This window comes from Plastoroseomonas hellenica (genome assembly GCF_018129085.1).
GTDB classification, from domain to species: domain Bacteria; phylum Pseudomonadota; class Alphaproteobacteria; order Acetobacterales; family Acetobacteraceae; genus Plastoroseomonas; species Plastoroseomonas hellenica.
The window spans coordinates 1-21,294 of record NZ_JAAGBB010000014.1; the positions used below are offsets into that span (position 1 = coordinate 1).

Consider the following 21,294-nt stretch of genomic DNA (forward strand, 5'->3'; position numbering starts at 1 on the left):
CCTGGGCCGCGGTCGCCGGTGCGGCGGGGCGCTGCGTCTGGACCACGCCCGCCGGAGCCGCCGGGGTGGCGCTGCCGCTGGCCGCGGGCGCGGTGCCGCTGGCCATGGCGCCGAAGGAGATGCCCGTCAGCAGGGCGGCGGCGAGGGAAGACTTCAGGCTCTGGCGCATTGGAACCCTCCTTGATTGGGTATGGCGCGAGTGGCGCAAGGAGGAGTTGAGCGGTCGGGCTTGTTCCCCGGAGGGCGCGGGCAGGGTGCTTTCGGGGCGAATGCGGCGCCGCTGCGCGGCCTGCGGCGAAACCGGGGCGGGTGTGTCGAAGGGCTACAATCCCGCGTCGGCAGGCACGAAGATGCCGCCCTCGGCGTCGATCCGCGCCTCCACCTTCTCCAGCAGATCGCCGAAGCAGGGGCCGTGGATGCATTCCCCGTCCTCCACTCGGAACCGCGCCCCATGCGCCGCGCAGATGATGTTCTGCCCCCTGGCGTCGAGGAAGCGGTCCGGTACGGGGTCCAGCGGCAGGCCGATATGCGGGCAGGAATTCACGTAGACGAAGACGGTTTCGCCGCGCCGGACGGCGAAGAGCCCGGTGAAGGCGCCAGGCGCCGCCGGAAACCCCCTCGAGCTGCCATCAGGGATATCCGTCAGGCGGCAAAGCAAGCGCTCGCTCACCCTTTCCAGCCACCCAACTTCGCGATCACCGCCCAATGCGCGTCCGAGATCGGCATCACCGACAGCCGGCTCTGCCGCACCAGCGCGATGCCCTCGAGCTTCGGCTCCGTCTTGATCGTCGCCAGGGTGACCGGCTTCGGCACCGGGGAGACCGCCTGCACATCCACGCAGACCCAGCGCCCGGTGTCGTCGGTCGGGTCCTGATAGGCTTCCCGCACCACGCGCACCACGCCCACGATCTCCTTCCCCTCATTGGAATGGTAGAAGAAAGCGAGGTCGCCCTTCTTCATCGCCTTCAGGAAGGCGGCGGCCTGGTGATTGCGGACCCCGGTCCAGGCCTCGGTGCCGTGCTTGACCTGCTGGTCCCAGGAGAAGGCGTCGGGCTCGCTCTTCACGAGCCAATGCGCGGGCTTGCTCATTCCGCCAGCTTCCCGTCCTTGAAGACGATCCGATAGGGGTCGATCCGGATCTCCCCGAAGCAGCCCGCCTTGGCGAAGGGATCCTCCGCCACCATCCGCTCGGCCGCTGCCCGGTCCGGCACATCGACGATCCGGACCGAGCCGATCGAACCGCCCTCGGCATCCATCACCGGCCCGGCCAGCACCAGGGACGCGGCATGCTGCTGCAGGAAGGCGATATGCGCGGCCCGGACCGCCCGGCGGGCCTCGGCCATGCCCGGCCGGTCAAGAATGCGGATGGCGAAAAGCATGGCGGAAGAGGTCCCCTCGTTGCGCCGCCGGGCCATGACGAAGGCGCGCCTTCAAACCGCAGCGGTTAGCCACTAGTTTGCGCCCGTGACCGCCAGTCCCCAAGCCCCTGCCGCGCCGATCGCACCCGGCCGAAGCCTGCACCGCTTCGCCAATCCCGGCCGCTTCCTGCGGGCGACGGACAGGGTCATGCCCTGGCTCTGGGCCGCGGCGCTGCTGGTGCTCGGCATCGGGCTGGCCTGGGCCCTGCTCTTCTCGCCGCCCGACTGGCAGCAGGGCGAGACGGTCCGCATCATGTATGTCCATGTGCCGATGGCCTGGCTGGCGATGGGCGGCTATGCCGGACTCGCCATCGCCTCCGTGCTGTCGCTGGTCTGGCGCCACCCGCTGGCCGATCTCGCGGCGCGGGAGCTCTCGCCGGTCGGGGCCGCCATCACCGCGCTCTGCCTCGCCACCGGCAGCCTCTGGGGCAAGCCGATGTGGGGCACCTGGTGGGTCTGGGACGCGCGGCTGACCAGCGTGCTGGTGCTGTTCTTCCTCTGGCTCGGCCACGCCGCCCTGGTCCGCGCCTTCGAGGAGCCGGAGCGTGGCGCGCGCGCCGGCGCCATCCTGGCGCTGATCGGCGTGGTGAACCTGCCGATTATCAAGTTCTCGGTCGACTGGTGGAACACCCTGCACCAGCCGGCCTCCGTCGCGCGGCTCGGGTCGCCGGGGCTGCATGTCGACATGCTTTATCCGCTGCTCACCTGCGCGTCGGGCTTCGCCCTGCTCTTCGCGGCACTGGTGCTGGCGCGGGTCAGAAGCGCGGTGATGGAACGGCGCATCCGCGGGCTGGAGCTCGCCAGCGCGCGCCGGCATGAGCAGGGCCGATTTTCGGAAGGCGCCATCACGTCATGACGCTGCATTGGTGGCATGTGACGATCAGCTACGGGCTGACGCTCGCGGTCTTCGGGGGGCTCGCCCTTGGCGCCGTGCTGCGCCACCGCGCCGCGCGCGCCCGGCTGGCCGCGCTGGATCCGCGCGCATGACGAGGAAGCGCCGCCGGCTGATGATGCTCGGGCTCTGCGCGCTTGGCATCGGGACCGCGACCGCGCTGACGCTCACCGCCTTCCAGGACAATCTGGTCTTCTTTCGCTCCCCCTCCGACATCGCGCGCGAGGCGCCGCGGGATGGCCGCGCCTTCCGGCTCGGCGGCCTCGTCGAGGCCGGCAGCCTGACCCGGGAGACCGCGGCCGATGGCCGCCCCGCCGCGCGCTTCCGCGTCACCGACGGGCCCCACACCATCACCGTCACCTATGCCGGCGTGCTGCCCGACCTGTTCCGCGAAGGCCAGGGCGTCGTCGCCCTCGGCCGCCTGACGCCGGACGGCGGCTTCCGCGCCAGCGAGGTGCTGGCCCGCCACGACGAGACCTATATGCCGCCCGAGGTCGCCGATGCGCTGCGCCGCAGCGGCCACTGGAACCCGTCCCAGGGCGCGGCGCCGCCGGCGGCCACCTGGAACACCGCGCCGCGCAGCACCCGGGCCGGCGGATGATCCCCGAGCTCGGCCATTTCGCGCTGGCGCTCGCCTGCGCCATCGCGCTGTTCCAGACGGTCGTGCCGATCTGGGGCGCGCAACGCGGCGCCGCGCGCGCCATGGCGCTGGCGCCGGCACTCGCCACCGCGCAGCTCATCGCGGTCGCCGCCGGTTTCGGCGCGCTGATCTGGTCCTTCGTGGTCAACGACACGACCGTCTCCGCGGTCGTCGCCAACAGCCATTCGGCCAAGCCGCTGCTTTACAAGATCTCCGGCGCCTGGGGGAACCATGAGGGCTCGATGGTCCTCTGGGTGCTGATCCTCGCACTCTGCGGCGGCGCCGTCGCCGGCTTCGGGCGCAACCTGCCGAGCGCGCTGCAGGCGCGGGTGATCGGCGTGCTGGGCGCCATCGCGGTCGGATTCCACGCCTTCATCCTGCTGACCAGCAACCCCTTCGACCGCGTCTGGCCGCCGGCCGCCGAGGGGCAGGGGCTGAACCCGGTGCTGCAGGATCCCGGCCTCGCCTTCCATCCGCCGCTGCTCTACCTCGGCTATGTCGGCTATGCCGTGACCTTCGCCTTCGCGATCGCAGCACTCCTGGAAGGCCGCGTCGATGCGGCCTGGGGGCGCTGGGTGCGGCCCTGGTCCCTCGCTGCCTGGAGCTTCCTGACGCTCGGCATCGCGCTCGGCTCCTGGTGGGCCTATTACGAACTCGGCTGGGGCGGTTTCTGGTTCTGGGACCCGGTCGAGAACGCATCGCTGCTGCCCTGGCTCGCCGGCGCCGCGCTGCTGCATTCGGCGATCGTGGTCGAGAAGCGCGAGGCGCTGAAGACCTGGACCGTGCTGCTGGCGATCCTCGCCTTCGCGATGTCGCTGCTCGGCACCTTCCTGGTGCGCTCCGGCGTGCTGAATTCGGTGCACGCCTTCGCCAATGACCCGGCACGCGGCCTTTTTATCCTGGTGTTGCTGATGATCTATGTCGGCGGCGCCTTCGCGCTGTTCGGCTGGCGCGCGGGGCGCCTCGCGCCGATCGGCATCTTCGCCCCGGTCTCGCGCGAGGGCGCGCTGGTGCTGAACAACCTGCTGCTCTGCTCGATCCTCGCGGTGGTGCTGGTCGGCACGCTCTACCCGATGTTCGCCGACATCCTGATGGGTGCCCGCATCTCCGTGGGGCCGCCCTTCTTCAACAGCGCGACGGCGCCGCTGGCGCTGCCGCTGGTCGCCGCCATGGCGGTCGGCCCGATGCTGCCCTGGAAGCGCGCGGGGCTGTTCGGCGCGCTGCAGCGCCTCTGGTGGGCGATGGCGGCCGCCCTCGCGGTCGCGCTGATCGCGCTGCTGCTGACCGGCAGCCCGGTCTGGCCGGCGATCGGCTTCGGCGCCGCGATCTGGGTCGTCGCCGGCGCCGCGGCCGACATCCTCGACCGCAGCGGCGCCTTCCGCACCACCGCGCGCAACGCCTTCAACCGCGCCCGCAACCTGCCGCGCGGCGCCTGGGGGGCGGCGCTCGCGCATGCCGGGCTCGGCGTCACCATCGCGGGCATGGCCGGCATGGGGCTTGCGACCGATACCCTCGTCGCGCTCCGCCCCGGGGAGCGCGCCCGCCTCGCCGGCTATGAATGGCGGCTGGAGAGCGTGCGTGATGTCGCCGGCCCCAACTGGTCGGCACGCCGCGCCACCGTCACGGTGCGCGATGCCGGCGCGACCGTGACGGTGCTGGAGCCCGAGCGCCGGTCCTTCCCCGTGGCCCGCATGACCACCACCGAAGCCGCGATCCACACCAACATCTTCCGCGACCTCTATGCGGTGCTCGGCGAGGAGCGTGACGGCGCCGCCGTGCTGCGCCTGCACCACAACCCGCTGGCGCCCTGGATCTGGCTCGGTGCGCTGGTGATGGCGGCCGGCGGCGCACTCTCGCTCTCCGACCGTCGCGCCCGCGTCGCCGCGCCGGCGCCCAAGGGAGCGACGCAGACCGTATGAGCGATGCCCCCAAGCCACGCCGCCGCTGGCTGCTTTACGCGCCGCTCGGCATCGCCATGGCCGGCAGCGCGGGCTTCTACGCCATGCTGCGCGGCCTGCAATCCGGCAGCTACGACCCGCGCGGGGTGCCATCCCAGCTCGTCGGCCGGACGGCGCCTGGCTTCGACCTGCCGCCACTCGAGAGCGCCAACCTGCCGGCGCTGGCGGATGCCGACCTGCGCGGTGTCGGCCGACCCTTCCTGGTGAATTTCTGGGCGAGCTGGTGCGTGCCCTGCATCGTCGAGCATCCGCAGCTCATGCACCTGGCGCGCCGGGGCGTGCCGGTCTTCGGCATCAACTACAAGGACCGCGCACCCGACGCGCAGACCTTCCTGACCCGCCACGGCAACCCCTTCCGCCGCCTCGGCCGCGACGAGCCGGGACGCGTCGCCATCGACTGGGGCGTCTATGGCGTGCCGGAGACCTATCTCCTCGACAAGGACGGCATCGTGCGCTGGCGCTGGGCGGGCCCGGTGACGCCCGAGGTGCTGGAGCAGGACATCGGCCCTCTGCTGCGGCGCTATGCATGATGGGTATTTTTTCTGCCCTCAAACGCGTCGTGCCGAAGGCACGCTCTTCGCGTGACGCGCAGGCCTCCGGCCTGCTTGGCTTCGCCGGACTACCGGCGGCGCCCATTCGGGCGCTCGGTCCGAGGCTCTGCTTCGTACCGCTGATGTTGCTGCTGGCCGTGCCTGCTTTCGCCGCAGTGGGCACGCCGGAGGAGCGCCTGCCCGATCCCGCGCAGGAAGCCCGCGCCGAGGCCATCGGGCGGCAGCTCCGCTGCCTCGTCTGCCAGAACCAGTCGATCGAGGACAGCGACGCCGACCTTGCCCGCGACCTGCGCCGCGTCGTGCGGGAGCGCGTGGCGGCCGGTGAGGACAGCACCCGCGTCATTGATTTCGTCCATGCCCGCTACGGCGATTTCGTGCTGCTGCGCCCGCCGGTGAACGCCGTCACCGCGCTGCTCTGGGCGACGCCGGCGATCGCGCTCGGCGGCGGCATTCTCGCGATCCTGCTGATGCGCCGGCGCATCGCCGCGACGCCGGAGCCCGCCCCCCTGACCGAGGCCGAACGCACCCGCCTCGCCGAGCTCGACGAGACGCCGCGCGTATGACTTGGTTGCTGATCGCGATCCTCGCCGTCCTGGCGTTGGCGCCGCTCGCCCTCGCGCTGCTGCGCCCGCCGCACCCGCGCGGCCGCGCCGAGGCCGACCGCGCCCTCTACGCCGCACAGCGCGCCGAGCTCGACCGCGAACACGCGGAGGGCCGCATGGACGAAGCCTCCCATCGCGCCGCCCTGCTGGAACTTCAGCGCCGCCTGCTCGCGGCGCCGCAGGCCGACCCTGCCGCGCCGCAGGCGCGGCGCGCGTCCCGCCCCCTGCTCGCGGTGCTGGCGCTGGTGCCGCTGCTGGCGCTCGGCCTCTATCTGCTGCGCGGCACGCCCGACATGCCCTCCGCCCCTTATACGCTGCGCCATGAGGTGGCGGAGCAGGAGGAAGCGCTAGTCGGAGCACTGCGCGCGCGTCTGGCGCAGGTCGATCCGACGAGCGATGGCGCGCGGCAGGGCTATGTGCTGCTCGGCAATGCTGAACGCTCGCGCGGCCGCTTCGATGCGGCGGCAGAGGCCTGGACCCGCGCCCTGGCAGCCCGCTTCGACCCTGGCCTCGCCGGCGATGTCGCCGAGATCGAGATCGAACGCGGCCGCCCCGAAGCGGCCGCACCGCTGCTCGCGCGCGCGCTGTCGGAGCGCCCGGGCGACCCCCGGCTGCGCTTCCTGTCAGGCCTCGCGGAAGCCCGCGCCGGCCGGCCCGAATCGGCGCGCACCACATGGCAGGCCCTGCTTGCCGACGCACCGCCGGAAGCCCCCTGGCGCAGCCTGGTGCAACGCCAGCTCGACACGCTGCCGTGAGACCGAGCCGGAGAGGGCCAGCCCCCCTCCCGGTCGCCGCCACACAGGTTGACGCCGCGTTGCGCCCGTCCCATGCGCTGTGCGTGCCCCGTCCTGCCGATCTCTCCATCCTGCCCTGGCTCTCGGCCGCGGCATTCGCCGCCGGCTGCGGCATGCGTCTGCTCGATCCGTTGCTGCCGATGGTGGCCGGCGATTTCGGAACGACGGTCGGCGCTGCCTCCACGGTGATCGCCGCCTTTGCCCTCGCCTATGGCGCGGGGCAGGTGGTGGTGGGGCCGGTCGGCGACCGGCAGGGCAAGCTGCGCGTGGTCTGGCTGGCGCTGCTGCTCTACGGCCTCTGCACCGCCGCCTGCGCGCTGGCCTGGAGCCTTGGCGCCATGGTGGCGCTGCGCGTGCTGACCGGTGCCGTCGCTGGAGCCATCATCCCGGTCTCCATCGCCTGGATCGGCGACAACGTGCCCTACCAGGACCGCCAGGCGATGCTCGGGCGCTTCCTGACCGGCATGGTGCTGGCGCAGCTCCTGGCCGGGCCGGTTTCCGGCGTGGTCGGCGAGCATTTCGGCTGGCGCGCTTCCTTCCTGGTGTTGGGCGTCATGGCGCTGGTCGTCGCGCTGGCCCTGGCATTGCGGCTCGGCGGCGCGTTGTGGCGGAAGCCGGAGAGGGCGGAAGGTGGCGGTGGCGTCGCGGGCTATTACGCCATCCTGCGGCGCCGCACCGGCCGACGGCTGCTGGCGGCCGCCTTCATCGACGGCTTCTGCCTGTTCGGCGGCGCCTTCCCCTTCATCGGCGCCTATCTGATCGAGCGCTTCCACCTTTCCGCCGCCGAGGCGGGCTTCGTGGTCGCTGGCTTCGGCATCGGCGCCTTCGCCTATACCCGCCTCGCCCGATGGCTGATCGGACGGTTCGGGGAACGCGGGCTGATCCTGATCGGCGGCGTCGCGCTGTTCGGCCTGCTCGGGGCCATGGCGGTCGCACCGGTGTGGTGGCTGGTGGCGGGCCTGCAGGTGCCGGCTGGGCTCGCTTTCTTCGCCTTCCACGGCGTGCTGCAAACCCGCGCGACGGAAGCGTTGCCGGAGGCGCGCGCGACCGCGGTTTCGGCCTTCGCCATGGCGCTGTTCTTCGGCCAGAGCCTGGGGTCGCTCGGCTTCGGCCTGGTCATCGGCCTGGCCGGCTACGGCGCCGGCCTCGGCCTTGCCGCGCTGGTCGTCCTGGCGCTCGCGATCTGGACGCAGCGGGTGCTGTTCGCGCGGCCGGCAGGGTAGGCCTTTACCCCGCCCATTCGTCGGCACCTTCCCCATGATGCGTGTCACCGGGGCTGGAATTGGTCAGGCCGCGCGTGTCGAGATGCGTGAAGCTGGCACCGTAGGATTTCACATAGCCGCGGAACTGGAACTCGACGCCCCAATAGGCACCGGCCGGGCGCATCTTCCACATCGGCCCCATCTTGATGACCTTGCCGGTCGAGAGCTTGGCGTCCACGCGCTTGAATTCGTAGCCGGACCAGAAGACCTTGCAGCATTCCCATTCGCGGAGCTTTGCCCGGACATTGTCCGGCTTCACGCCGTCGACCTGGAAATCGACCGCGGAGAAGGCCTGATGCGTGCTGGTGGGTGCCCGCCCGGGATGCTTGGTCGGGTCGTTGTAGGCCTCGGTGCGATAGACGCTGATCAGCTTGATCGAGGCCTTGTACTCCTCGCGCAGCGCGTCCAGCACCACGATGGTCGGCACGATATTGTCCCAGAGATGCTCCGGCGGCGGGCCGTTGTCGGCCTTGTAGCGGCCGACCAGCAATTCTTCGTAGCCGAAATGCTGCAGGTTGATGTTGGCGATGAAGGCCGCGAACTTCGTCTCGTTGAAGCTGCCCGACATGCTCCCCTCCCGGCTCCTTGGCCGGGACCGTGATCGGATCGAAGCGCTATCGCAATGTATTTTTTGTCATCATGACGAGTCGTGATCAGGCTGTCCCCCGCGCCCGGAGCCCGCATGTCATGCGGTGAGGTAGCGCTCGGTCAGGTGCGTGGTGAAGTCCGCGGGATCGAGCGGCTTGCCGGTCGCCGCGCGCAGCAGATCCTGGAAACCGAGCCGCGCCCCTTGGCCATGCACATGGGTGCGCAGCCAGGTGAGCAGCGGCCCCGTGTCGCCTTGCGCCAGCGCCGCATCCAGCCCCGGCGTCGCGGCCCGGGCGGCGCGCATGAGCTGCGCCGCCGCCATGGCGCCGAGCGTGTAGCTCGGGAAATAACCGAAGGCGCCGTCATGCCAGTGGATGTCCTGCAGGCAGCCTTGCGCATCGTCGGGCGGCGTGATGCCGAGCAGGCGGTGCAGCGCCTCGTTCCAGGCGCCGGGCAGGTCGGCGACCGAGAGCTCGCCGCCGATCAGCGCGCGCTCCAGCCGGAAGCGCAGGATGACATGGGCGGGATAGGTCAGCTCATCGGCATCGACGCGGATGAAGCCGCGGGAGACCCGCCGCCACAGCCGCGCGAGATTGGCCGGCGCATAGGGCGCGGCGCCGCCGCCGAAGGTGGCGTGCAGCTTGGGGCCGAGGAAGCTGAGGAAGGCATCGGACCGGCAGGCCTGCATCTCCATGATCAGGCTTTGCGATTCATGCGCCGCCATGCCGGCCGCCTCACCCACTGGCTGGCGGGCATAGGCCGTCGGCAGGCCGCGTTCGTAGAGCGCATGTCCGGTCTCATGCAGCACGCCGAGGAGTGACTTCTCGAACCCGGCTTCGCTGTAGAAGGTGGTGATGCGCACATCGGTCGGCGTGCCGCCGCAGAAGGGGTGCAGGCTCTCATCGAGCCGCGCATGCGTGTAGTCGAGGCCGATCGCCGCCGAGAGTTCCTGGCAGAGTGCCCGCTGCTGCGCCGTCGGGAAGGGCCCTTCGGGCAGGATGGGCGCCGGCCGCGCCGCCTGGATCGCCTCGGCGCGCGGCAGGGCATCGGCCAGGAAGGCCTCATAGGCAGCGAAGACCGGTTCCACATCGGCGGCGGTGACGCCACGCTGGTAGCTGTCCATCAGCGCGTCATAAGGGGTGAGGCCGGTCGCCCCGGCGAGCGCCTGCGCAGTCTCCCGCTGCAGCCGCACCACGGTCTCGAGCGCCGGGCGGATGCGGGCGAAATCGGCGGCCGCCTTGGCCTCGCGCCAGATCTTCTCGCAGGCCGAGTTGGCGCGGGCGCTGGCTTCGACCAACGCGGTCGGCAGCGCGGTCGCGCGCAGATGAGCACGCCGCATCAGGTCGAGGTTGGCCTCATCCCAGGCGCCCTCCGCGGCCGCGGCCGCGAGATCCTCCGCAACTTCGGGCGCCGTCAGCAGCTCATGGCCGAGGCCTGCCAAGGTTGCGAGCTGTTCGCCCCGCGCCTCGCCGCCGCCGGGCGGCATCACGGCGGCGGCGTCCCAGTGCAGCATGGCGGAGGCTTCGCCGAGCGTCGCGATGCGCGCGAAACGCACCTTCAGGCGGTCATAGGCGGCGTTGCTCATGCGGCAGCGTCCTTCAGAGCGTGATGACTTGAGGCTGTTCCCGCCGAAAGTCTGAATCACGCGATCAAACACAATGCCTGGACGCGATCGCTTCAGCTTGAAGCGGTCGTGTTCAGGCGGCGGCGCATCCAGACGGCGAAGACAGTCAGCAGCGCCAGCGCCAGCCCGTACCAGGTGATGACATAGCCCAGATGGTTGTTGGGAGGCCGCGGCAATACCCGCGCCGGGTCGGGCAAGGCACCGGCGGGCGCGTTGCCCAGCGCCACCAGCCCGAAGGGCGCGACCGATGGCAGGCCGAGCGTCGCGCCGATCTTCGCGGGATCGAAGCTGTAGAATTGCCGACCCCTGACGTCGTCCTCCGCGGCGAACCAGCCGCCGGGCTCCGCGGGCAGCACCCAGCCGGTGACGGCGACCTCCCCCTCCGGCCGCGCGATCGGCTGGTTGCCGCCCATCGGCACCCAGCCGCGATCGACCAGCAGCGGCGGCGCGCCATCCCGCAGCAGCGGCGTGACGAGTTGGGTACCGAGCACATTGCCCCGCACCTCCAGCCCGAGCCGCACTTCCCGCGCGTGATCGAAGCGGCCGCGCGCTTCCACCTTCGCGAAGGTCAGAGGCGCGGCGCCGAGCGGCGCCGGCGGCCCTGCCTCCGACGCGGCGATGGCGGCCAGCATGTCGGTCTTCCAGCGCAGGCGATGGACCTGCCAGGTGCCGAGCGCCACCAGCATGGCGAAGGCCGGCAGCACGGCCAGGATGGGGAGCAGGATGCGGCGCATGCGGATGCGGGGTGTCAGTGCCGGTGTCGCCAGTTCAGGGCCAGCAGCGCCGCCTTGGCGGCGCGCATCACGAAGACCGCGAGCCCCAGCACCAGCGCCGGCCAGACCACCGCATGCACCCAGAGCGGCGGTTGGTACTTCACGTCGACCACCAGCGCCGCGACCACCGCCGCCGCGCCGACCACGAAGATACCGGCGACCGCCGGTCCGTCGCCGACGTCATGGGCGGCAAGGTCGAGCCCGCAGGCGTCGCAGGCCGGGTGCAGGGTCAGCAGGCCGGTGAACAGCCTGCCCTTGCCGCAGCGCGGGCAGCGCCCGAGCAGCGCCGCCCGGATCACTCTCAGTGGGCCGCGATCTCGCCGGCGCCCCACCAGTAGATGGCGGTGAAGAGGAACAGCCACACCACGTCCACGAAATGCCAGTACCAGGCGGCAGCCTCGAAGCCGAAATGCCGGGCCGGGGTGAAATGCCCCTTGATGGCACGGAACAGGCAGACCGCCAGGAACAGCGTGCCGATGATCACGTGGAAGCCGTGGAAGCCAGTCGCCAGGAAGAAGGTCGAGGGATAGATCCCGCCGCCGTGGAAGCTGAACGGCGCTTCCGCATACTCATAGGCCTGGAGCGTGGTGAACAGCAGACCCAGCACCACGGTGATCGCCAGGCCCTGGATCAGGCCCTTGCGGTCATTCTCCAGCAGCGCGTGGTGCGCCCAGGTCACCGTGCAGCCCGAGAGCAGCAGGATCATGGTGTTCAGGAAGGGCAGGCCGAAGGGGTCGAAGGTGTGGATGCCGGCCGGCGGCCAGACATGGGCCGTGGCGCCGGAGACATGCTCGGGATAGAGGGCGAAGTGGAAGAAAGCCCAGAAGAAGGCGACGAAGAACATCACCTCCGAGGCGATGAACAGCATCATGCCGTAGCGCAGGCCGATGCGGACCACAGGGGTGTGCAGCCCCGGCGTCCGCGCTTCCTTCACCACGTCGCGCCACCAGAGCGCCATGGTCGCCAGCACGCCGATGAGGCCGAGGATGAACATCCAATGCGTGCCGTAATGCGCGAAGAGGACGATGCCGAACAGCATCGCGCCGGCCGAGAAGGCGCCGACCAGCGGCCAGGGCGACGGATCGACCAGATGGTAGGGGTGCTTGTGCGGGGGCGGCACTTCCGCCTCGGCGATCTCGATCGTGCTGGCCATTCAACTCTGCTCCGGGTGGGGCGCGCCCCGCGTTCTGCGCCGCATCAATGCCGAAATGCGGCTGCCGATCAAGGGATGCCCGCCGCCCGCCCGACATGCGGGCCGGCGGAGGCAAGCGCACCGGCGCGCTCGGCGTCGGCCAGGGTGCGGAAGAAGGTGTAGGACAGGGTGATCACGCTCACGTCGCGGGTGTTCGGATCGCGGGCGATCTCCGGATCGACCCAGAAGGCCACCGGCATGTCCACGCGCTGGTGCGGCGCCAAGGTCTGCTCGTCGAAGCAGAAGCAGGCGGTCTTGTGGAAGTAGCGCCCCACCTTCTCCGGCGTCACGTTGTAGGTGGCGACCCCGGTCACCGGCGCGCCGGAGAGGTTCATGGCGGTGTAGAAGGCCATCCCTTCCTCGCCCACGCGCAGCGTCACGGCGTTCTGCTCCGGCTGGAAGCGCCAGGGCAGGTTCGGCTGGGTGGTCGCGTTGAAGCGGATGGTGACGCTGGAATCGCCGGCGACGGCCGGCGCCGTCCCGCCGCGCTGGGTGGTGCCGTTGTAGCCGGTGACCTGGCAGAACACGCGGTAAAGCGGCACCGCGGCGAAGGACAGCCCGGCCATGCCGGCGGCCACGCCGCCGAGCCCGAGCACCATGCGGCGATTGCGCCGCTGCACCGTCTGGTCCGTCATCCGCGCGTCAACCTCGCGACCGAGATGAAATAGAACAAGGCCACCAGCGCCAGCAGCCCGGCGAGGATCGCCCAGTTGCGGGCGCGGCGGCGGCGGTCGAAGGCCGCGCGTTCCTCGGGTGTCATGCCAGGACCAGCCGGTCGACGGCGAGCGCCAGGAACAGCACCGCCAGATAGACCAGGGAGAACTTGAAGGCCCGCCGCGCCGGCCGGTCATTGGTCAGGCTGCGGCCGGCCTCGTCCTGCGCGTCCTTCCAGACCAGCCAGTTGAGCCGGAGGTATTCCGCGCCCAGCAGCGCCGCCGCCGCACCGTAGATCCAGGAGGAGAAGCCGATCGCGCAGGGCAGCAGCGTGACCGGTACCAGCACCAGCGTATAGAGCAGCACCTGGCGCCGCGTCTCCCGCGCGCCATGGGTCACCGGCAGCATCGGCACGCGCGCGCGCGCGTAGTCACCATGCGCCCAGAGGCTCAGCGCCCAGAAATGGGGCGGGGTCCAGAAGAAGGTGATGGCGAAGAGAATCACCGGCACCAAGGTCACGTCGCCGGTCACCGCCGCCCAGCCGATCACCGGCGGAAAGGCCCCGGCGGCACCGCCGATCACGATGTTCTGCGGCGTGCGGCGCTTCAGCCAGATGGTGTAGACGACGACGTAGAAGGCGATCGACAGCGCCAGCACCCCGGCCGCGACCCAGTTGGTCGCGAGGCCCATGATGGCGACCGAGGCCATCGCGAGCACGACGCCATAGCCGAGCGCGCCATTGGGTGCGATGCGCCCGGCCGGGATCGGGCGCTTCGCGGTGCGCCGCATCAGCGCATCGATGTCGCGGTCGTACCACATGTTGATGGCGCCCGCGGCGCCGGCGCCGAGACCGATGCAGACCATCGCCGCCGCCGCCAGCACCGGGTGCAGGGATCCGGGTGCGACGATCAGCCCGATGATCCCGGTCAGCACCACGAGCGAGACGACCCGCGGCTTCAGCAGGGTGATCCAGTCGCGGACCTCGGAAAGCTCCGACCCCGTCGACGTGGCAAGGGGGGCGCTGCCCCCCCTGCCCGGCTCCAGCACGGCGTCGCTCATGCTGCGTTCCCCGTCTTGGCGCGCCTCAGCGGACGCGCGGCAGATCCTCGAAGGTGTGGAAGGGCGGCGGGCTGCTGACCTGCCATTCGAGCGTTGTCGCACCTTCACCCCAGTAGTTCGCCGGCAGCTGCTCTTTGCTGGTGAAGGTCCGCCACACGACATAGAGGAACACCAGGACCGAGGCCGCCGAGATATAGCTGCCGATCGAGGAGACCATGTTCCAGCCGTGCAGCGCATCCGGATAATCACCGTAGCGCCGCGGCATGCCCTGCGCACCCAGGAAGTGCTGCGGGAAGAAGGTCACGTTGGCGCCAATGAAGAACATCCAGAAGTGCACCTTCCCCCAGAATTCAGGGTACTGCCGGCCGCTCATCTTGCCGATCCAATAGTAGAAACCGGCAAAGATCGAATACACCGCGCCGAGGCTCAGCACGTAGTGGAAGTGCGCGACCACGTAATAGGTGTTGTGCAGGATCTGGGTGATGCCGGCATTGGCCAGCACCACGCCCGTCACGCCACCCATCGTGAACAGGAAGATGAAGCCGATCGCGAAGAGCATCGGCGTGTCGAGGCGGATGGAGCCGCCCCACATCGTCGCGATCCAGGAGAAGATCTTGATGCCGGTCGGTACCGCGATGACCATCGTCGCCGCCATGAAGTAGGCGCGCGTATCGACATCGATGCCGGAGGTGAACATGTGGTGCGCCCACACCACGAAGCCCACCGCGCCGATCGCGACCATGGCGTAGGCCATGCCGAGATAGCCGAAGATCGGCTTGCGGCTGAAGGTCGAGAGGATGTGGCTGATGATGCCGAAGCCCGGCAGGATCATGATGTAGACTTCGGGGTGGCCGAAGAACCAGAACAGGTGCTGGAACAGCACCGGGTCGCCGCCGCCATCGGGCTTGAAGAAGGCGGTGCCGAAGTTGCGGTCGGTGATCAGCATGGTGATCGCGCCGCCGAGCACCGGCACCGCGAGCAGCAGCAGGAAGGCCGTCACCAGCATCGCCCAGACGAAGAGCGGCATCTTGTGCAGCGTCATGCCGGGGGCGCGCATGTTCAGGATGGTCGTGATGAAGTTGGCCGCGCCGAGGATCGAGCTGGCGCCCGCTAGGTGCAGCGCGAACAGCGCCATGTCCATCGCCGGGCCGGTCTGGTAGGTGTCGGTCGACAGCGGCGGGTAGATGGTCCAGCCGGCGCCGGCGCCCTGGCCCACGAACATGCTGCCGCCGAGCAGCAGGAAGGCCGGCACCAGCAGCCAGAAGCTGATGTTGTTGAGGCGCGGGAAGGCCATGTCCGGCGCGCCGATCATGATCGGCACGAACCAGTTGCCGAAGCCGCCGATCAGCGCCGGCATCACGACGAAGAACACCATGATGAGGCCATGGGCGCTGACCACGGCATTCCACATCTGCCCGTCGGCGAAATACTGCATGCCGGGGCTCTGCAGCTCCATCCGCATCAGGATCGAGAGGCCGCCGCCGATCAGGCCCGCCAGGATCGAGAAGATGATGTAGAGGGTGCCGATGTCCTTGTGGTTGGTGGAGAACAGCCACCGCGCCACGAAACCTGGCTTGTGATCGTGATGCCCGTCGTGGCCGTGGCCATCGTCATGCGCGTGCGAAGCGGTCGCCATGCTGCTCTGTCCTTGCATCGGCGCCGGGGTTACCGGCGCGCCTCCGCCATCCGGGTGGTGTCGTCGGGCGCCGCCGCGATGGCGGGCGCGGGTTCAGTCGGGGTGCCGTCCTCGCGGGCGAAGCGGGTGCGGGCCTCGGCGGCCCAGGCCTGGAACTCGGCCTGCGGCACGGCGCGGACGACGATCGGCATGAACCAGTGGTTCTGGCCACAGATCTGGTTGCATTGGCCGTAGAAGGTGCCGGGGCGGTCGGCACGGAACCAGGTCTCCAGCGTGCGGCCGGGGATCGTGTATTTCTGCACGCCGAGCGAAGGCACGAAGAAGCTGTGGATCACGTCCTGCCCGGTGGTGATCACCCGCACATTCGCGCCGACCGGCACCACCAGCGGATTGTCGACCGCGAGGCGATACAGGTGCCGCTGGTCGGCGGGCAACTGATCCTCGGGCACCGGATAGCTGTCGAAGGCGAAGTTGCCGTGATCGGGATAGGCGTAGTGCCAGTACCACTGCCGCCCCTGCACGTTGATCGTCAGGTCGGCGCCCGGCACCCGGTCCTGGTAGTAGATCAGGCGGAAGGACGGGATCGCGATCACCAGCAGGATCAGCACCGGCAGCACCGTCCAGGCGACTTCCAGCACCGTGTGGTGGCTGGTGCGCGACGGCGTCGGGTTCTTGGCCTCGCGATACCGGTACATGCACCAGCCGAGCAGCCCGGCCACGAAGACCGTGATCACGATGATGATGTAGAGCACGAGCTGATTGAAGTCGTGGATCGCTTCCTTCACCGGCCCGCCCGCTTCCTGCAGGCCCATCGCCCAGGCATGCGGCTCGCCCACCATCGGGCGCGCCTCCTGCGCCGGGGCCGGCAATGCGATCAGGAAGGCCGCGACGGCGGCCATGACGCCGGCGAGCCGCCGACCGAGTGCTGTTCCCATCACGGCCAAGCCGCGACGCAATCCGTTCGAAACCCGCATCCCATGTCCCACTCGCGCACCCGCCGAGGCGGCGCGCTCCTGTCCCAATCGCCGCGTCCTGAGCCGAAACAGGGGCGGCCGCGCCCGGCCTGCCCCTGCGTGTCGGAAGGTCGATCACCCGATCCGCCGACGCGCGCGGACCATAGTCGCGAGGTGCGGCGGCGCACAAGTGAGCGCGACGCCGCGGAACCCGCTGCGGGCTTTTCCACAGAATTCTGCTGCCACCCCCCTACGCCAGAACTTGTGTCCCCAACCGCGTTTAGACTACCGTATGTTGTGTGTCAGGGGACCTGGGAGACTGGCCACATGGATTGGAATTCGGAATCGATCGACCGTCTCCGCGCACTCTGGGCGGAGGGTTTGTCGACGGCGGAAATCGGCCGTCGCATGGGTATTTCGAAGAATGCCGTGGTCGGCAAGGCGCACCGGCTGAACCTGCCGGCGCGACCGAGCCCGATCCGGCGTGAAGCGGTACCGCGGGTGGCGGTGCCGCGTCCGGCCGCGCCGCGCATCCCGCTCGGCCGCGAGGCTCTGCCGCGGGAGACACCGCGCCCCGCTGCGCCGGTGATCCGCCGGCCGGCGCCGATGGTCGCCGCTGCGCCGGCGCCCGTGGTCACGCCGCAGCCAACCGCGGTGGTGCGCAGCTTCCCGCGCGCCGGCGCGCGCACCTGCTGCTGGCCGATCGGCGAGCCCGGCACGGCGGATTTCCGCTTCTGCACCGCGGAATCCCTCGGCGGCAAACCCTACTGCGCCGAGCATGCAGCCCTGGCCTATGTGAAGGCCCGCGACCGCCGCGAGGACGCTGCCTGAGGCTTTGTCTGATCGCGTGATTCAGACTTTTCGGCCGCAGCGGCCTCAAGTCATCACGCCCAGGAGCCGGACCGGTGGGGGAGCCGGTCCGGCTCAGGGGGCTTGTCGTGCCGTTTGTCCTGCCAGTCTGGCGGGCTCCAGGCTGGCATAGACATCGCCGCTGTTGGCGGCGTGTGGCAGGGCGTTGATCCAGGCGCCCATCGCGTTCGCATCCACCGCATCCGGCAGTGCGAAGGCCATGCTTTCGCCAAGGCAGGCATTGAAGGCGCGATAACCGAGTGCCGATAGCCGCGCCAGGCAGGCGCCTGCGACATCCCGCTGGATGGTCGTGAACTCGAAGGACAGCGCCCGGATCGGGCGCGAGAGGCCGGCCAGCACCGCTGCCTCGTAACCCTCGACATCGATCTTCGCGAAATCCGGCCAGCCATGCTGCGCCGCCAACGCATCGATGGTGGTGACCGGCAGGGTCAGCGCCGTGTCCCAGACCTGCCCTTCCCAGCCGCCCGCGCCATCGGCCGCGGCGATGAAAGCCTCGCTCGCCGTCGCAACCGTCGGATTGGCGGTGTTGAGGCGCAGCACCGCTTCCCCCGCCTCGGCGCCGGCCAGGGCGGCGACCAGCGTCACCCCGGCATCGCCCCGCGCCAGCCGGCGCAGCACGCGGTGCAGGCGCGGCTGCGGCTCCAGCGCCACCACCCGGGCGCCCAGCCTCCGGAAACTGGCCGCGCGGTCGCCGACATGGGCGCCGATATCGAAGGCGAGATCCCCCGGCCCGAGGAAACGCGCGTGGAAAGCGTCGAGCGTCGCCGCCCGGCCCGGCGCGTAGTAGGTGCGCAGGCTCCGCGATATCGCCGAGGTGGTGGTCACTCCGCGAAGACCAGCGCCGCGCCCCCGGCCAGCTCCGGCGGGACCATCAGCCCCTCCGGCGCCGCCCGCAGCGGCAGGTGACCGAGCAGGCGGCGCGCCGCGGCATTGCCATCATCGGTGCGGATGACGAAGCCGGCGATGAAGGGCAGCGCCGGCACCGCGACGCCCGGGAAGACGGTGCCAAGCGCGTCCGGCGGCAGGATGCGGATGCGGGTCGGGCGCTTCGGCCCGCCGACCGGCGCCGCAGGGTCGCCCGGCAGCGGCAGCACGAAGCCATCAGCCGGATCCGGCTCCAGCGCCACGCCCGCGAGGCGGGAGAGGCGTGCCGCGCTCTCCGCCGGCTCGGCAGCGACCAGGGTCACGCTTTCCAGCGCCACGGCGCGATTGGCGTGCTCCAGCCAGCGATCCTGCCAGACCAGCTCCGGCGTCAGGTGGCGGATGAGCTGCAGGCGCCCTTCCGGCGCTTCCGGCACCGGCAGCCGGGCGAAGCGGGCGCGCGGACCGTCCGGGGCATCCACCGGGCGCTCGAGGTGGGAGACGCCGGGGATGTCGATGCCGGCGCGCCGCAGCCGCGCCAGCGCCGCCTGTTCGTCCGCGACCGCGAGCGCGATGATGTGCGCCCCCTCGTAGCGCGCGACGAAGCGCTTCACGCCATTGTCGAACAGCCCCGGGTCGAGGATGCCGAGGATCTCGACATAGCCTTCGCGGAACAGGGCGCAGCGGTTGCCGGTGCCGTAGGGTTCGACCGGGCTGTCGGGCGTCCGGCGGCCGCTCTGCCGCGCCGCCGGGCTCAAGGTGAAGCCGAGCGCCTCATAAACCGCCCAGACCGGACGCGGATCGGCGAGGCAGAGCCCGACATGGTCGAGCCCGGTGGCGGCGCCGCTCATGCCGGGTTCTCGTATTTCTCGAGTAGCCATTCGGCAGGCTCCAGCGCCGCCTCGTCATACCAGCGGGCGACCAGCGGATGGGTGCGCACCGCCTGCACATAGGCGCGGCTGGCCGGCGCGAGCTCCGGCTCCCAGGTCAGGAACCGGGCGACGACCGGCGCGAACATCGCATCCGCGGCCCCGAAATCGGTGCCGAACAGGAAGGGGCCGCCATGCACGCCCAGCAGTTCCGCCCAGATCGCCTCGATGCGGGCGATGTCGGCCAGCGCTTCCGGCGCCCGCCCGCGGCCGGGGAAATGGCCGCCGAGGTTCATCGGCATGTTCATGCGCAGGCCACGGAAGCCGGCATGCATCTCCGCCGCCACGCTGCGCGCCTGGGCGCGCGCCACGCGGTCCGCGGGCCAGAGGCCGGGCGCGATCTCGGCGCAGTATTCGGCGATCGCCAGGCTTTCCCAGGCCGCGGCGCCGCGGTGCTCCAGGTAGGGCACCAGGCCGGCCGGGGTCGCCGCCTTGATCGCGGGCGTCGACCCGCCGGCGAGCGGGATCACCACCTCCTCCACGTCCAGCCCGGCCAGATGCACCAGCAGCCAGCCGCGCAGGCTCCAGGAGGAGTAGCGCTTGTTTCCAATGACGAGACGGCCTTCCGGCATGGCGACGATGCTCCCGGCGTTTGGGGGCCGGGACCATGCCACGCCGCCCCCACCGCGCGAAGCGGGCTTGCCCAGGGCCCGGCCGCGGTGTTCTGTGAGACGCCGCTTGGAGGGCCCACGATGAACGAGATTTCCGCCCCGCGTCCGAACAACCTCGACGCGTTCTGGATGCCCTTCACCGACAACAAGTACTTCAAGGCCAATCCGCGCCTGCTCTACCGCGCCGAGGGCATGTCCTACTTCACGCCCGAGGGGCGGGAGGTGCTGGACGGCACCGCCGGCCTCTGGTGCTGCAATGCCGGCCATGGCCGGCGCGAGATCACCGAGGCGATCCAGAAGCAGGCGGCGCTGATGGATTTCGCGCCGACCTTCAACCTCGGCCATCCGATCGCCTTCGAGGCGGCGGCCCGGGTCGCCGAGATGACGCCGGACGGTATCGACCGCGTCTTCTTTACCAATTCCGGCAGCGAGAGCGCCGATACCGCGCTGAAGATCGCGCTCGCCTACCACAAGGCCCGCCGCGAGAGCAGCCGCGTCAGGCTGGTCGGGCGGGAGCGCGGCTATCATGGCGTCGGCTTCGGCGGCATCACGGTCGGCGGCATCGGCCCGAACCGCAAGCAGTTCGGCGCGCTGCTGCCCTATGCCGACCACCTGCCCCACACCCACCTGCCGGCGAAGAACGCCTTCTCCCGCGGGCAGCCCGAGCACGGCGCGGAGCTCGCGGATGCGTTGGAGGCGATCGTCGCGCTGCATGGCGCCGAGACCATCGCCGCCGTCATGGTGGAGCCGGTCGCCGGCTCGACCGGCGTGCTGGTGCCGCCCCTGGGCTACCTGCAGCGGCTGCGCGAGCTCTGCACCAGGCACGGCATCCTGCTGATCTTCGACGAGGTCATCACCGGCTTCGGCCGCCTCGGCACCAATTTCGGCAGCGAGCGCCTGGGCGTGACGCCTGATATCATCACCATGGCCAAGGGCCTGACCAACGCCGCCGTCCCCATGGGCGCGGTCGCCACATCCCAGACCGTCTATGACACGATCGTCGATGGCGTCGCCGGCGGCATCGAGCTGTTCCACGGCTATACCTATTCCGGGCATCCGCTGGCCTCGGCCGCCGCCGTCGCGACGCTCGAGCTGCACCGGGCCGAGGACCTGCCCGGCCGGGCGCGAGCGATCGAGCCCTATTGGCAGGACGCGATCCACAGCCTGAAGGATCGCCCGAACGTGATCGACACCCGCGATTTCGGCCTGATCGGCGGCATCGAGCTGGCGCCGCGCCCGGGCAAGCCGGGGACCCGCGCCATGGACATCTTCCGCCGCTGCTTCGATGCCGGCGTCCTGGTGCGCGTCACCGGGGACATCGTCGCGCTGTCGCCGCCGCTGATCGTGGAGCGCCCGCATGTCGACCGGCTGATCGGCACGCTGGCCGATGCGATCACCGCCGAGGCAGCGTGAGAGCCTGACCCCTC

26 protein-coding genes are annotated in these 21,294 nt (G+C 70.5%); 10 read left to right on the forward strand and 16 right to left on the reverse strand.

Annotated elements, in window-relative coordinates; genetic code table 11:
- Nucleotides 1-322: 322 nt before the first annotated feature.
- From GXW71_RS12970 to GXW71_RS12980, 3 genes are read right to left on the reverse strand one after another with little or no spacing between them, the layout of a single operon-like run.
- Nucleotides 323-670 carry a Rieske (2Fe-2S) protein gene (locus GXW71_RS12970; protein WP_211852943.1) on the reverse strand — a complete coding sequence of 116 codons (348 nt, stop codon included), beginning with the start codon at nucleotides 668-670 and terminating at the stop codon, nucleotides 323-325.
- On the reverse strand, nucleotides 667-1,089 hold the full coding sequence (locus GXW71_RS12975; protein ID WP_211852944.1) for an EVE domain-containing protein: 423 nt from the start codon (nucleotides 1,087-1,089) through the stop codon (nucleotides 667-669). The genes GXW71_RS12970 and GXW71_RS12975 overlap by 4 nt, the downstream gene beginning before the upstream one ends.
- A complete protein-coding gene (locus tag GXW71_RS12980) occupies nucleotides 1,086-1,379 on the reverse strand; it encodes a YciI family protein (RefSeq protein ID WP_211852945.1) in 294 nt (97 codons plus the stop codon). Before GXW71_RS12980 ends, GXW71_RS12975 begins: the two co-directional genes overlap by 4 nt.
- An 85-nt stretch (nucleotides 1,380-1,464) precedes the next feature.
- Between GXW71_RS12980 and GXW71_RS12985 the strand changes: the two genes are divergently transcribed.
- From GXW71_RS12985 to GXW71_RS13020, 8 genes are all read left to right on the forward strand, one after another.
- Nucleotides 1,465-2,274, forward strand: a complete 810-nt coding sequence (locus tag GXW71_RS12985; protein ID WP_367617299.1) for a heme ABC transporter permease — start codon at nucleotides 1,465-1,467, stop codon at nucleotides 2,272-2,274.
- Complete coding sequence (ccmD, locus tag GXW71_RS12990; protein WP_211852946.1) at nucleotides 2,271-2,405, forward strand: heme exporter protein CcmD; 135 nt, start codon at nucleotides 2,271-2,273, stop codon at nucleotides 2,403-2,405. The genes GXW71_RS12985 and ccmD overlap by 4 nt, the downstream gene beginning before the upstream one ends.
- A complete protein-coding gene (ccmE, locus tag GXW71_RS12995) occupies nucleotides 2,402-2,911 on the forward strand; it encodes a cytochrome c maturation protein CcmE (RefSeq protein ID WP_211852947.1) in 510 nt (169 codons plus the stop codon). Before ccmD ends, ccmE begins: the two co-directional genes overlap by 4 nt.
- Nucleotides 2,908-4,869: a heme lyase CcmF/NrfE family subunit gene (locus tag GXW71_RS13000; RefSeq protein WP_211852948.1), complete on the forward strand. Its 1,962-nt coding sequence runs from the start codon at nucleotides 2,908-2,910 to the stop codon at nucleotides 4,867-4,869. The genes ccmE and GXW71_RS13000 overlap by 4 nt, the downstream gene beginning before the upstream one ends.
- Nucleotides 4,866-5,438: a DsbE family thiol:disulfide interchange protein gene (locus GXW71_RS13005; RefSeq protein WP_211852949.1), complete on the forward strand. Its 573-nt coding sequence runs from the start codon at nucleotides 4,866-4,868 to the stop codon at nucleotides 5,436-5,438. Before GXW71_RS13000 ends, GXW71_RS13005 begins: the two co-directional genes overlap by 4 nt.
- Before the next feature lie 143 nt (nucleotides 5,439-5,581).
- On the forward strand, nucleotides 5,582-6,022 hold the full coding sequence (locus GXW71_RS13010) for a cytochrome c-type biogenesis protein (RefSeq protein WP_211853082.1): 441 nt from the start codon (nucleotides 5,582-5,584) through the stop codon (nucleotides 6,020-6,022).
- The gene (ccmI, locus tag GXW71_RS13015) at nucleotides 6,019-6,816 is read left to right on the forward strand and encodes a c-type cytochrome biogenesis protein CcmI (RefSeq protein WP_211852950.1); all 798 of its coding nucleotides are present in this window, start codon (nucleotides 6,019-6,021) and stop codon (nucleotides 6,814-6,816) included. The genes GXW71_RS13010 and ccmI overlap by 4 nt, the downstream gene beginning before the upstream one ends.
- Before the next feature lie 83 nt (nucleotides 6,817-6,899).
- Nucleotides 6,900-8,078: an MFS transporter gene (locus GXW71_RS13020; RefSeq protein ID WP_211852951.1), complete on the forward strand. Its 1,179-nt coding sequence runs from the start codon at nucleotides 6,900-6,902 to the stop codon at nucleotides 8,076-8,078.
- A gap of 4 nt (nucleotides 8,079-8,082) precedes the next feature.
- Here GXW71_RS13020 and GXW71_RS13025 read toward each other — a convergent pair whose 3' ends face one another.
- From GXW71_RS13025 to coxB, 10 genes are all read right to left on the reverse strand, one after another.
- Nucleotides 8,083-8,685 carry a D-Ala-D-Ala carboxypeptidase family metallohydrolase gene (locus GXW71_RS13025; RefSeq protein WP_211852952.1) on the reverse strand — a complete coding sequence of 201 codons (603 nt, stop codon included), beginning with the start codon at nucleotides 8,683-8,685 and terminating at the stop codon, nucleotides 8,083-8,085.
- A gap of 117 nt (nucleotides 8,686-8,802) precedes the next feature.
- Entirely contained in the window at nucleotides 8,803-10,290 is a 1,488-nt protein-coding gene (locus tag GXW71_RS13030; RefSeq protein ID WP_211852953.1) for a carboxypeptidase M32, read from the reverse strand.
- A 92-nt stretch (nucleotides 10,291-10,382) separates the two neighbouring features.
- Nucleotides 10,383-11,063, reverse strand: coding sequence for an SURF1 family protein (locus GXW71_RS13035; protein WP_211852954.1), 681 nt, complete (start codon nucleotides 11,061-11,063; stop codon nucleotides 10,383-10,385).
- Between the two features lie 14 nt (nucleotides 11,064-11,077).
- Complete coding sequence (locus GXW71_RS13040; protein ID WP_367617300.1) at nucleotides 11,078-11,401, reverse strand: DUF983 domain-containing protein; 324 nt, start codon at nucleotides 11,399-11,401, stop codon at nucleotides 11,078-11,080.
- 2 nt (nucleotides 11,402-11,403) lie between these two features.
- Nucleotides 11,404-12,255: a cytochrome c oxidase subunit 3 gene (locus GXW71_RS13045; RefSeq protein WP_211852955.1), complete on the reverse strand. Its 852-nt coding sequence runs from the start codon at nucleotides 12,253-12,255 to the stop codon at nucleotides 11,404-11,406.
- A 68-nt stretch (nucleotides 12,256-12,323) separates the two neighbouring features.
- The gene (locus GXW71_RS13050; RefSeq protein ID WP_211852956.1) at nucleotides 12,324-12,929 is read right to left on the reverse strand and encodes a cytochrome c oxidase assembly protein; all 606 of its coding nucleotides are present in this window, start codon (nucleotides 12,927-12,929) and stop codon (nucleotides 12,324-12,326) included.
- Nucleotides 12,926-13,054 carry a hypothetical protein gene (locus GXW71_RS35170; protein ID WP_281417362.1) on the reverse strand — a complete coding sequence of 43 codons (129 nt, stop codon included), beginning with the start codon at nucleotides 13,052-13,054 and terminating at the stop codon, nucleotides 12,926-12,928. Before GXW71_RS35170 ends, GXW71_RS13050 begins: the two co-directional genes overlap by 4 nt.
- Nucleotides 13,051-14,007: a heme o synthase gene (locus GXW71_RS13055; RefSeq protein ID WP_211852957.1), complete on the reverse strand. Its 957-nt coding sequence runs from the start codon at nucleotides 14,005-14,007 to the stop codon at nucleotides 13,051-13,053. The genes GXW71_RS35170 and GXW71_RS13055 overlap by 4 nt, the downstream gene beginning before the upstream one ends.
- Nucleotides 14,008-14,032: 25 nt before the next feature.
- Nucleotides 14,033-15,643, reverse strand: coding sequence for a cytochrome c oxidase subunit I (ctaD, locus tag GXW71_RS13060; RefSeq protein WP_211852958.1), 1,611 nt, complete (start codon nucleotides 15,641-15,643; stop codon nucleotides 14,033-14,035).
- A gap of 29 nt (nucleotides 15,644-15,672) precedes the next feature.
- A complete protein-coding gene (gene coxB / locus GXW71_RS13065) occupies nucleotides 15,673-16,578 on the reverse strand; it encodes a cytochrome c oxidase subunit II (RefSeq protein ID WP_211852959.1) in 906 nt (301 codons plus the stop codon).
- A 345-nt stretch (nucleotides 16,579-16,923) separates the two neighbouring features.
- On the opposite strand from coxB, the gene GXW71_RS13070 reads away from it, so the two are divergent.
- Entirely contained in the window at nucleotides 16,924-17,427 is a 504-nt protein-coding gene (locus tag GXW71_RS13070) for a GcrA family cell cycle regulator (protein WP_211852960.1), read from the forward strand.
- A 93-nt stretch (nucleotides 17,428-17,520) separates the two neighbouring features.
- On the opposite strand, the gene GXW71_RS13075 is transcribed toward GXW71_RS13070, so the two are convergent.
- From GXW71_RS13075 to GXW71_RS13085, 3 genes are read right to left on the reverse strand one after another with little or no spacing between them, the layout of a single operon-like run.
- Nucleotides 17,521-18,291 carry an FkbM family methyltransferase gene (locus tag GXW71_RS13075; RefSeq protein WP_211852961.1) on the reverse strand — a complete coding sequence of 257 codons (771 nt, stop codon included), beginning with the start codon at nucleotides 18,289-18,291 and terminating at the stop codon, nucleotides 17,521-17,523.
- The gene (locus GXW71_RS13080; protein ID WP_246526534.1) at nucleotides 18,288-19,178 is read right to left on the reverse strand and encodes a VOC family protein; all 891 of its coding nucleotides are present in this window, start codon (nucleotides 19,176-19,178) and stop codon (nucleotides 18,288-18,290) included. The genes GXW71_RS13075 and GXW71_RS13080 overlap by 4 nt, the downstream gene beginning before the upstream one ends.
- Nucleotides 19,175-19,828, reverse strand: coding sequence for a glutathione S-transferase family protein (locus tag GXW71_RS13085; RefSeq protein WP_211852963.1), 654 nt, complete (start codon nucleotides 19,826-19,828; stop codon nucleotides 19,175-19,177). The genes GXW71_RS13080 and GXW71_RS13085 overlap by 4 nt, the downstream gene beginning before the upstream one ends.
- A 120-nt stretch (nucleotides 19,829-19,948) precedes the next feature.
- On the opposite strand from GXW71_RS13085, the gene GXW71_RS13090 reads away from it, so the two are divergent.
- Nucleotides 19,949-21,280 carry an aspartate aminotransferase family protein gene (locus GXW71_RS13090; RefSeq protein ID WP_211852964.1) on the forward strand — a complete coding sequence of 444 codons (1,332 nt, stop codon included), beginning with the start codon at nucleotides 19,949-19,951 and terminating at the stop codon, nucleotides 21,278-21,280.
- Nucleotides 21,281-21,294: the final 14 nt, after the last annotated feature.

Coding starts and splice junctions, on each gene's coding strand:
- GXW71_RS12975 (WP_211852944.1), bottom strand. CDS start 1,089: ATGAGCAAGCCCGCGCATTGGCTCGTGAAGAGCGAGCCCGACGCCTTC.
- GXW71_RS12980 (WP_211852945.1), bottom strand. CDS start 1,379: ATGCTTTTCGCCATCCGCATTCTTGACCGGCCGGGCATGGCCGAGGCC.
- ccmD (WP_211852946.1), top strand. CDS start 2,271: ATGACGCTGCATTGGTGGCATGTGACGATCAGCTACGGGCTGACGCTC.
- ccmE (WP_211852947.1), top strand. CDS start 2,402: ATGACGAGGAAGCGCCGCCGGCTGATGATGCTCGGGCTCTGCGCGCTT.
- GXW71_RS13000 (WP_211852948.1), top strand. CDS start 2,908: ATGATCCCCGAGCTCGGCCATTTCGCGCTGGCGCTCGCCTGCGCCATC.
- GXW71_RS13005 (WP_211852949.1), top strand. CDS start 4,866: ATGAGCGATGCCCCCAAGCCACGCCGCCGCTGGCTGCTTTACGCGCCG.
- GXW71_RS13010 (WP_211853082.1), top strand. CDS start 5,582: ATGTTGCTGCTGGCCGTGCCTGCTTTCGCCGCAGTGGGCACGCCGGAG.
- ccmI (WP_211852950.1), top strand. CDS start 6,019: ATGACTTGGTTGCTGATCGCGATCCTCGCCGTCCTGGCGTTGGCGCCG.
- GXW71_RS13025 (WP_211852952.1), bottom strand. CDS start 8,685: ATGTCGGGCAGCTTCAACGAGACGAAGTTCGCGGCCTTCATCGCCAAC.
- GXW71_RS13030 (WP_211852953.1), bottom strand. CDS start 10,290: ATGAGCAACGCCGCCTATGACCGCCTGAAGGTGCGTTTCGCGCGCATC.
- GXW71_RS13035 (WP_211852954.1), bottom strand. CDS start 11,063: ATGCGCCGCATCCTGCTCCCCATCCTGGCCGTGCTGCCGGCCTTCGCC.
- GXW71_RS13045 (WP_211852955.1), bottom strand. CDS start 12,255: ATGGCCAGCACGATCGAGATCGCCGAGGCGGAAGTGCCGCCCCCGCAC.
- GXW71_RS13050 (WP_211852956.1), bottom strand. CDS start 12,929: ATGACGGACCAGACGGTGCAGCGGCGCAATCGCCGCATGGTGCTCGGG.
- GXW71_RS35170 (WP_281417362.1), bottom strand. CDS start 13,054: ATGACACCCGAGGAACGCGCGGCCTTCGACCGCCGCCGCCGCGCCCGC.
- GXW71_RS13055 (WP_211852957.1), bottom strand. CDS start 14,007: ATGAGCGACGCCGTGCTGGAGCCGGGCAGGGGGGGCAGCGCCCCCCTT.
- ctaD (WP_211852958.1), bottom strand. CDS start 15,643: ATGGCGACCGCTTCGCACGCGCATGACGATGGCCACGGCCACGACGGG.
- coxB (WP_211852959.1), bottom strand. CDS start 16,578: ATGGGAACAGCACTCGGTCGGCGGCTCGCCGGCGTCATGGCCGCCGTC.
- GXW71_RS13070 (WP_211852960.1), top strand. CDS start 16,924: ATGGATTGGAATTCGGAATCGATCGACCGTCTCCGCGCACTCTGGGCG.
- GXW71_RS13080 (WP_246526534.1), bottom strand. CDS start 19,178: ATGAGCGGCGCCGCCACCGGGCTCGACCATGTCGGGCTCTGCCTCGCC.
- GXW71_RS13085 (WP_211852963.1), bottom strand. CDS start 19,828: ATGCCGGAAGGCCGTCTCGTCATTGGAAACAAGCGCTACTCCTCCTGG.
- GXW71_RS13090 (WP_211852964.1), top strand. CDS start 19,949: ATGAACGAGATTTCCGCCCCGCGTCCGAACAACCTCGACGCGTTCTGG.